Here is an 8,834-nt window from a genome sequence, read left to right on the forward strand (position 1 = left end):
AGCGAAAGTTGAACTACCGTTACATGAACAGGGTCCGTGCCGCAGCAGGCACGTCGGTCGTCGCGCTTCTGGTCGCGGGCGCCATGCCTGCCGCCGCCGCTCAGGCAGGCGCCGGAGAAGCCGCGGGAGATGCGGGCGCCGCAGCCGCCGGCAACGACATCATCGTCACCGCCAACAAGCGCGAGCAGACCCTGCTCGAAGTGCCGTCCTCGGTGCTGGTGATCGAAGGCGAGACCCTGCGCGAACGCGGCGTGAAAACGTTCGTCGACATGGCGCAGCAGACGCCGGGCGTGATCGTCTCGACCTCGCTGGTCGGCGGCCCGACGGTCCAGAACTTCACCATTCGCGGCATCGGCTTCGACGACTTCCGCCCCAACGGCAACCCGTCCGCCGCCGTCCACTTCGACGGCATCTACCAGGGGTCCTCGGCTCTGATCGGCGGCCAGATGTTCGACGTCCAGCGGGTCGAGATCCTCAAAGGTCCGCAAGGCACGCTCTATGGCCGCAACACCACGGCGGGCGCGGTCAACGTCATTTCCAGCAAGCCGTCCGACCGGGCGGAAGGCTTCGCCACGCTCGATTACTCCAGCTTCAACACCGTTCGCGGCGAGGCCGCAATGAACGTGCCGCTGGCCGAGACGGTGGCCCTGCGCGTCTCGGGCCTCTACGACCGCACCGATGGCTACCTGACGCTGCTGGGCGCCAACGGCGCGGGCGGCAGCACGCCGCTGCCCGGCGTCATTCCCGGCAACACCGATCCGGGCCGCGACGACAAGACCGCGCATTCCGAATTCTACGGCGCCCGCGCGCTGCTTTCCGTCGGCATGGGCACCGGCACGCAGGTGCTGGTCAACGTCCACGGCTTCAAGGACCACGGCGGCCAGGCGCAGGGGCAGCCCACCAATGGCAGCGCGCCCGCCTACAGCTACTACGGCAACATCGATCCGAGCCGCAGCCGCAGGAATCTTGGCGGCTCGATCACGCTGGAGCAGGACATCGGCGAGGACGTGCTCCTCACCGTTCTTGGCGGCTACGAATGGATGAAGAGCCAGTTCGAATGGGACGACGGGTCGACGGCGCGCACGTTCGATATCGACTATCGAGACAAGGTGCAGCAGGGTTCGATCGAGGCGCGCCTGCAGAACCGCGAGCCGGGCGACATCAACTGGACCGTGGGTGGCGCCTGGTTCAAGGACAGGATCCGCCTGTTCAGCGTCCTCGACGGTTCCGACACCTTCCGCACCACTTTCGAGGCGAACTACCTCCAGCGCCGCGAGAGCCTTGCCGGGTTCGCCGACGTCGACTTCCGCGTCGCGCCGCGCCTGCGCGTGGATCTTGGCCTGCGCATCAGCCACGAGAAGAACCGCTTCAGCGGCTACACCTACGATCTGAATCCCTACGGCGCGTCGATCGGCAGCATCGCCTTCGCGCTTCCGGCGGAGTTCGACAACACGCTCGACGAGACGAGCCCTTCGGGTCGCGCCACGGTCACGTATGAATTGAGCGAGAATGCCAGCGTCTATGCCTCGGTCGGGCGCGGCTTCCGGGCGGGCGGCTTCGACGGCAGCACGATCTGGTCCACGCCCGAGGCCGACGCCTTCAAGTCGGAGAAGGTCTGGGCTTACGAGGGCGGCGTGAAGTTCATGCCCTCGCGCGGTCCCGTGCAGTTCGAGGTGGCCGGGTTCTACTACGACTTCGCCAACATCCAGGCCGGCTCCTTCCGCACCTACGACGGCGCGACGACCAGCGTGCGCACCAACGTGGGCAAGGCGCGCAGCTATGGCGGCGAGGCCAGCTTCACCGTGCGCCCGGTGCGTGCCATGGCGATCAACTTCGGCGTCGCCCTGCTCGACACCAAGATCACCGAGATCGAGGCGATCACCGCGGCGGAGCAGGCCCGCCTCGGCAATGCGCTGCCCTTTGCGCCGAACATGACGCTGAACGGTTCGATCCGCTACGACTTCGCCCTCAGCGATCGCATCACCCTGACCCCGCAGGTCGATGCGCGCTACGTCGATGCCTATTACGGCGACCTCGACAATACCGCGCCGGTCGGCGACTTCGCGCTGGTCAATGCGCGCGTCGACCTGAAGATCGACAACCGCTGGACGGTGGCGGGCTTCGTGCGCAACATCGCCGATGTGGACTATACCACCGGCGGTTCGGCCACGCAGGCCTTCAGCGGCGCCCCGCGCACCTGGGGCGTCTCGTTGGGGGCGCGCTTCTGATGGCGCTGACCCGGCGCACGGTTCTGGCAGGTTCGGCGGCGGGCGGGCTTCTGCTCGCCGCCAACCCGGCGGCGGCGCGCGGCCAGACCGTGTTCGCACACGGCGTCGCCAGCGGCGACCCGCATGCCGACAGCGTCCTGCTCTGGACCCGCGTAACCGACCCTGCCCGCCAGCCCGTCAGCGGAATCTGGGAGATCGCCGAGGACGAGCGCTTCGCACACATCGCCGCGCAGGGCACCTTTACCACTTCGGCGGCGCGCGACCATACCGTGAAGGTGATCGCCGAAGGGCTGACGCCGGGTCGGGACTACTTCTACCGCTTCCGCGCGCTGGACGCCGTTTCCGTCAGTGGCCGGACGAAGACGCTTCCCGTGGGCCCTGTCGAACGGCTCGACATCGTGCTTGCCTGCTGCGCGATGTACATGTTCGGCGAATTCCACGCCTATCGCGCAATCGCCGATCGCGACGCGGTCGACATCGTGCTTTTCGTCGGGGACTACATCTACGAATACGGTGCGGCCTCGATGCCAGGGGTCATGGACCAGCGCCCGATCGAACCGCCGCACGATACCGTGACGCTGGCCGATTACCGCGCGCGCTACGCGCAGTGGCGGCGCGATCCGGCCTTGCGCGATGCCCACGCCCGCGCGCCGTGGATCTGCATGTGGGACGACCACGAGATCGCCAACGACGACTGGATGCACGGCGCCCAACACCACGATCCGGCGGTGAACGGCGACTGGGAACAGCGCAAGGCGGCGGCGGTGCGCGCCTATCTCGAATGGATGCCGATCCGTGATCCGGCAAAGGCCGATCCCTACGGCATCACCCGCAGCTTCGCGTTCGGCGACCTGGCGACGCTGGCTTTGCCCGAGACCCGGCTGATGGCGCGACAGCAGCAGCTGTCCCTGACTGGCGATCTCGACTGGCATCTGGTCGACCGCCGCAGCGGGGCACGGCGCGTGATAGTCGATCCCGCGGAATTGAAGGGCTTGGACCCCACGGCCCTGCCGCAAGGCGTCACCCGAGAGCCCGACGTCGAAGGCTTCCGCCGCAAGCTCGCCAACCCGGACCGCGAGATGATCGGCGCCAAACAGCGGCAGTGGCTGGCCGACGAACTGGCCGGGCACAAGCAGGCCGGGCGGTCGTGGTTCCTGTTCGGCAGCGCCACCATCCTGTCGAGCTACATCTATCCCGACCTTACCCGCTATCCTGGCGGCAAGGCGGCTCTGGCGCCGATGTACGAGCTGACCCGGCACGGCCTGCCCCTGCTCAACGTCGATTCCTGGGACGGCTATGCGGGCGAGCGCGACAAAATCTACGACCTGTTCGAGGCGAACGGCGCCAACCTCCTGGTCCTCTCGGGCGACAGCCATATGGCGTGGATCAACGAACTTCACCATGGCGAGCGACGGATCGGCCTCGAACTCTCGGCATCGACGCTGACCGGCCCCTCCATCGGCGAACTGATACTGCCGCCCGGTCCCATCGGACAAGCCTTCGCCGACGACAACCGCGACGTGCGCTGGTGCGATCCCCGGGCTGTGGGCTTCATCACGGTGTCGCTCACCGCCAAGGGCGTAGATGCCGATTTCGTCCGCGTTCTAACCCCCCGGAAGGTGACGGGGAAGTTGGACATCGCCAAGCACGCCAGCGCCCGGATCGCACCCGCCGGCCTGAGTGGTTGGCACTTGGACTGACGGCCCGGCTCTGAATTGCAACCTGTTAATTCAGGGCCTGCGAGCCGCTAAACCGCCTCAGGAGAGGCAACACATGTACGACAAGGAGGGGCCTGCTCCCCAACGCTGTTCGGCCACGAGCGCTTATGAAAGCTCCGATCCGGGATGTCCTATCGGGCCATGTACGACCATCGCGACAGGCATTCGCGCGCCGCTGGAAATCGTCATTCGGATGCAGGAGCATGATGCCCGATCGCCGCCGCCAGCAGGTCGAGTACGCAATTTTCCGCACGCCCCTGATGGAAACGTGCTTGATCTCGAAAGCTGAGAAACAGCCGATAATTGAGTTTGGGATCGGAAAAAGCCTGGCCCGACAGTCTGCCGTAACCTTCCGCCAGCTTCGAGAGGCATGTCGGCAGAACCGCGCAGCCCAATTTGTCGTCGACTAGCCGCAGCGCAAGGTGAGGATCGTCGATCTCTATCGTCGGGCTTACTGCAACGCCCTCGGCGATGGCTGCGGCGTTGATGGTCTTGCGTATACCGAGATGATGGGAGGGCAGGATCAAAGGCAGCCTCGACGCTTCTACAAAATCCAGCGGACCGCAATCCGGCGCGGAATCCCGCACGAAGAGCATCAGCGGTTCCTCCAGCACGCATCGCTGCGACAGGCGTGCATCTGCTGCCTGCTCTTCAAGAACCGCGAAGTCTATCACGGCCCGGACCAGCCAGTCCTGAAGGCTCCCGGTATTCCCCTCGACGATGCGTAGCCGAATCTCCGGATAATTCTGCTTTACCGAATGCACGAAAGGGCGGCCGAATACTTCACCGAGGCCCGGCGGCATGCCGATGGTGAACTCACCCTCGATCCGATCATCGGGCGTCCTGATGTTTCGCGTGGCGAGGTCGATTTCGTGAAGGGGGCCGGCGATCGCGGCGAGCAGATTGTCGCCGGCATCCGTCAGGTTCATCCCACGCGCCGTACGCTTGAACAAGGCGATGCCGAGTTCCTGTTCGAGCATCCGCATCTGCCGACTGAGCGCCGGCTGCGCTATGCCGAGAACCCCGGCGGCTTTTGTAAGCGAGCCGTCCTGGGCGATCCTCGCAAAGTAGCGCAGTTGCTTGAGTTCCAAAGCCGACTCTCCGTGATATGCTGATCTGTTATATCGCGAACGCTCTAATTGTATTGGCGGCATATCAGACAGCCATTTAGATTTCGGCCAAAGCGATAAGGGAGAGAGGGATTATGGGCTTGCCGCAGCGATATGGGCCCTGGGCGTTGGTTTTAGGTGCGTCTGAAGGAACCGGACGCGAGTTCGCGCGGCAGCTCGCGGCAGAGGGCATACCCTCTGTCCTTATCGCCCGGCGCAAGGTGCCGCTCGAACAGCTGAAGGCAGAGATTGCCGGAGACTACGGGGTCGAGTGCGTCAGCGCGATAGTCGATCTGGCCCTCGGCGATGCGCCGGAGCGGATCGTGGAGGCGGTCGGCGATCGCGAAGTGGGCCTGCTCATCTGCAACGCCGGCGGCGATCCGAACGGCAAACTCTTTCTCGACGTGGAGCTTGCAGCATGGCGGGAGCTTATTCAGCGCAATGTCGTGACGACACTGGCGGTCTGCCACCATGTCGCCAAGCCGATGCGGACGCGGGGCAGAGGCGGCATTCTCCTTGTCAATTCCGGCGCCTGCTACGGCAGTGCTGCCACGATGGGGCCGTACAGCGGCAGCAAGGCCTTCATGCTGGGGTTCGCCGAAGGTTTGTGGGCGGATTTGCAACCGCATGGCGTCGATGTTTTGACCCTGGTGCTAGGACGTACCGATACGCCCGAATTCCGCCGGTTTCTGGCCGATAAGGGCATGGATATGCCCGCGGATGTCTGGAGCGCGGCGGACGTTGCGCGTCTCGGGCTGGAGCGGTTGCCGCATGGGCCGATCCACAACGTCGGGCAGGCGGACGACGAGCCCGGAATGTCTCCCCAATCGGCGGCGGAACGGCGCGCGCGCGTGGTCGCGGTAAGCAGGATCACCGCCCAACTTTACGGAACCGAAAATTGAGCGCGGCTGCAGCTCTTACGGCGCTGGCTGATCGCACCGCCATTACCGATCTGATCTACCGCTATTGCCGCTCGGTCGATCGGCTCGATGTGCCGCTGGGTCATTCGATCTGGCACGAGGATGGTTGGGCGGATTACGGTGCCGACGTCTATCAGGGGCCGGGCAAGGGTGTGATCGATCTGATCTGCGCGCAGCACCTCCACACGCTCCACCATTCGCATCAGGTCTCGAACATCGTGGTCGCACTGGATGGCGACCGTGCCGGGAGCGAGGCTTATTGCACCGCATCGCTGCGGATCGAGCGGGACGGCGTGTTACGGCAGATGACGATCTGGAACCGCTACATCGATCAATGGGAAAAGCGAGCCAGTCGCTGGGGACTGGTGAAGCGTCTGACGATCCGCGATTTCGACGAAGTACGGGAGGTTTCCGAAATGCAGCGCCATGATCTGGCCACCCGCGACCGCACCGATCCATCGTACGAAGTCCTGGGCCGATATCCCGAGGCCGCGGATCACATGCTGTACGGAATGGAGAAAGGATCATGAAGGCCGCGGTCATCCAAAATGGCGCGGTGCGCGTCGCCGAGGTGCAAGACCCCGTTCCAGCCACGGGGCAGGCGCTCGTCCGCACGCACAGCTGCGGCATGTGCGCGTCCGAGCAGCATTTTCTGCATTCGGGCCAGAACGTCATCGACCTGTCCCGGCGTTTCGGCGGCCCTTATGCAGGGCTCGACTTCAGCCGTCCGTTCGTGCCCGGCCACGAATATGTAGGCGAGGTGATCGACTACGGGCCCGGCAGCCAGCGCACTGTAAAGCCGGGGCGGCGGGTCGTGTCCTTGCCGGTAATGCGCCAGCAGGGCGCGCATGCGGTGATCGGGTTCAGCCACGATTGTCCGGGGGGCTGGGGTGAACTGATGCTGCTCGATGAAGCGACACTGATCGAGGTTCCCTCCGAACTCGACGACGACATGGCGGCTATGACCGAGCCGCTTGCGGTGGGGCTGGAGCACGCGCGTCGCGGGAGGCCTTCAAGAGACGACATCCCACTCGTTGTCGGATGCGGCGCCATCGGGCTCGGCGTCATCGCTGGGCTCAAGCTGATGGGCATCGGTCCAATCATAGCCGCCGACTTTCACACAGACCGGCGCGAGATGGCGATACGCATGGGCGCTGACATCGCGGTCGATCCTCGCGAACTTTCCCCTTATGCCCCGCTGCCCGATCTCGGCAACCGCCGTGCCAACCTGATTTATGAGAATGTCGGCCTGCCTGGCCTACTGCCCGAGATCATCGCCGCCTGCGCCTTTGAAACGCGGATCGTGATGGGCGGATATTGCATGGAGCAGGAGCAATTCTATGTCTTCGCCGCGCAGAACAAACGGCTGACCATCCACTTCGCCGGCGGTGAGGAAGGGCAGGATATGGAGCTTGCACTGCGATCTATCGCCGATGGCCGGATCGACGTATGCCCCTGGATCGGTGAACGCATTGGCCTAAGCGGAGTGTCCGATGCCGTCTCCCGTATGTCTGGCCCGCTTGCGCCCATTCGTACCGTGATCGATCCACGCACTTTTTGACAGCAGTGCTCAGCGCTTCATCAGCAGCCGCAAATGGCTTAACTCCGATCAATCGATGATGGGATTCGTGCACGGCGGTACCCCCATCGCGAGTTCAGACAGAATCGAGGTACTCAAGTTGGTAACGGCGATGAGCGTACTGCCAGAATGTGCGCTGCAAACTCATTGGCGACCTCGCCCCAATCGGCCATCCGTCTTCAACATACCGGAACATGAGACCATCGACCCGAACCTAGTGTCGGTGATGATGCCTTTTAGCCCAGGTATTGCGGACGTTTACGGCGCGATCCAAGCTGCCGCTGCCGCCGTGGGACTACAAACAAACCGCGCCGATAACGTGTGGTAGCACCACACGGTCATTCAGGATGTCGTAAACCTGATTGATCGTGCGCGGATCGTCGTGTGCGATCTTACGGGCAAAAACCCGAATGTCTTCTATGAGGCGAGTATATATCTGCCCAATGGCGAAGGACTTGCCGCCTTGACCGAAAATCTGCGGGCTCGGATGGCTACGCTGATTGCCGAATAACCCGACCTGAACTCAAGATCGTGTTGACTATTCTCCCTTGTCGCATCGATCATCCATGGAAACTGAGTATCCCCGAGATTTCTGGACGCCTTCTATCCTAATTTTGCGGACAGGAGACGACGAAGGAGCAGCCCGAGCGGCTCGGCGTCAGTCAGAATTTGCTGTATGCCTGGAAGCGGCAACTGGCGGAGGTGGTGTCTGGGGATGCCGGCAAGGATGCAGAGATCCGCCAGTTGAAGCGCGAACTGGCCCGGATGACCGAGGAGCGCGATATCCTAAAATAGGCCACCGCGTATTTCGCCAGGGATGCAAAGTGAGATACGCGTTCGTTGCCGAGTATCGTAGTCCGTTCAAGGTTCGGTCGATGTGTCGATGCCTGCGCATCCAGCCCAGTGGCTACTATGCCTGGCGGAAGAGCCCTCTGAGCCAGCGGGCATCGGGGAAGATGCTCGATAGACGGAGTTGATACGACAGGCCTGGAACGACAGTGGCGGTAATGCCGACAAGATCAACCAGCGCATGCTGAAGATGGAAGCGAGAAAGCGCGATCTGGAAGCGGAGCTTGCAGTGGCAAAGGAACCCCCACCGACGCTTCATCCGAGCATGGCCCACCATTATCGGGAACAGTTGGATAACCTCACCCTCGCGCTTTCCGCCGGTGATGAATGCAATCGCCTCAAAGCGACGGAGATCATCCGCTCTTTGATCGAGCGGAGTTAGCGGTGCGAGCGCCCCACGTAGACGGCGCTGATTGCTGAGCCAATGACCC

7 protein-coding genes and 1 pseudogene are annotated in these 8,834 nt (G+C 63.5%); 7 read left to right on the forward strand and 1 reads right to left on the reverse strand.

Features of this window, described 5'->3' with window-relative positions; all coding sequences use genetic code 11:
- The first annotated feature begins 23 nt into the window (after nucleotides 1-23).
- Both RT424_RS14870 and RT424_RS14875 read left to right on the forward strand, forming a co-directional pair.
- The gene (locus RT424_RS14870) at nucleotides 24-2,228 is read left to right on the forward strand and encodes a TonB-dependent receptor (protein ID WP_313439803.1); all 2,205 of its coding nucleotides are present in this window, start codon (nucleotides 24-26) and stop codon (nucleotides 2,226-2,228) included.
- Nucleotides 2,228-3,928: an alkaline phosphatase D family protein gene (locus RT424_RS14875; RefSeq protein ID WP_313439806.1), complete on the forward strand. Its 1,701-nt coding sequence runs from the start codon at nucleotides 2,228-2,230 to the stop codon at nucleotides 3,926-3,928. The genes RT424_RS14870 and RT424_RS14875 overlap by 1 nt, the downstream gene beginning before the upstream one ends.
- Nucleotides 3,929-4,131: 203 nt before the next feature.
- On the opposite strand, the gene RT424_RS14880 is transcribed toward RT424_RS14875, so the two are convergent.
- Entirely contained in the window at nucleotides 4,132-5,100 is a 969-nt protein-coding gene (locus RT424_RS14880; RefSeq protein WP_313439809.1) for a LysR family transcriptional regulator, read from the reverse strand.
- Between the two features lie 83 nt (nucleotides 5,101-5,183).
- On the opposite strand from RT424_RS14880, the gene RT424_RS14885 reads away from it, so the two are divergent.
- From RT424_RS14885 to RT424_RS14905, 5 genes and pseudogenes are all read left to right on the forward strand, one after another.
- Nucleotides 5,184-5,957: an SDR family NAD(P)-dependent oxidoreductase gene (locus RT424_RS14885; RefSeq protein ID WP_313439812.1), complete on the forward strand. Its 774-nt coding sequence runs from the start codon at nucleotides 5,184-5,186 to the stop codon at nucleotides 5,955-5,957.
- Nucleotides 5,954-6,505 carry a nuclear transport factor 2 family protein gene (locus tag RT424_RS14890; protein WP_313439815.1) on the forward strand — a complete coding sequence of 184 codons (552 nt, stop codon included), beginning with the start codon at nucleotides 5,954-5,956 and terminating at the stop codon, nucleotides 6,503-6,505. Before RT424_RS14885 ends, RT424_RS14890 begins: the two co-directional genes overlap by 4 nt.
- Nucleotides 6,502-7,536, forward strand: a complete 1,035-nt coding sequence (locus RT424_RS14895; protein WP_313439817.1) for a zinc-binding dehydrogenase — start codon at nucleotides 6,502-6,504, stop codon at nucleotides 7,534-7,536. Before RT424_RS14890 ends, RT424_RS14895 begins: the two co-directional genes overlap by 4 nt.
- A gap of 651 nt (nucleotides 7,537-8,187) precedes the next feature.
- Nucleotides 8,188-8,518: pseudogene (locus tag RT424_RS14900) on the forward strand (IS3 family transposase); the annotation flags it as partial.
- A 66-nt stretch (nucleotides 8,519-8,584) separates the two neighbouring features.
- Nucleotides 8,585-8,785 carry a hypothetical protein gene (locus RT424_RS14905; RefSeq protein WP_313439819.1) on the forward strand — a complete coding sequence of 67 codons (201 nt, stop codon included), beginning with the start codon at nucleotides 8,585-8,587 and terminating at the stop codon, nucleotides 8,783-8,785.
- The last annotated feature ends 49 nt before the right edge of the window (nucleotides 8,786-8,834 follow it).

Source organism: Novosphingobium sp. (assembly GCF_032093395.1).
Taxonomy (GTDB): Bacteria; Pseudomonadota; Alphaproteobacteria; order Sphingomonadales; family Sphingomonadaceae; genus Novosphingobium.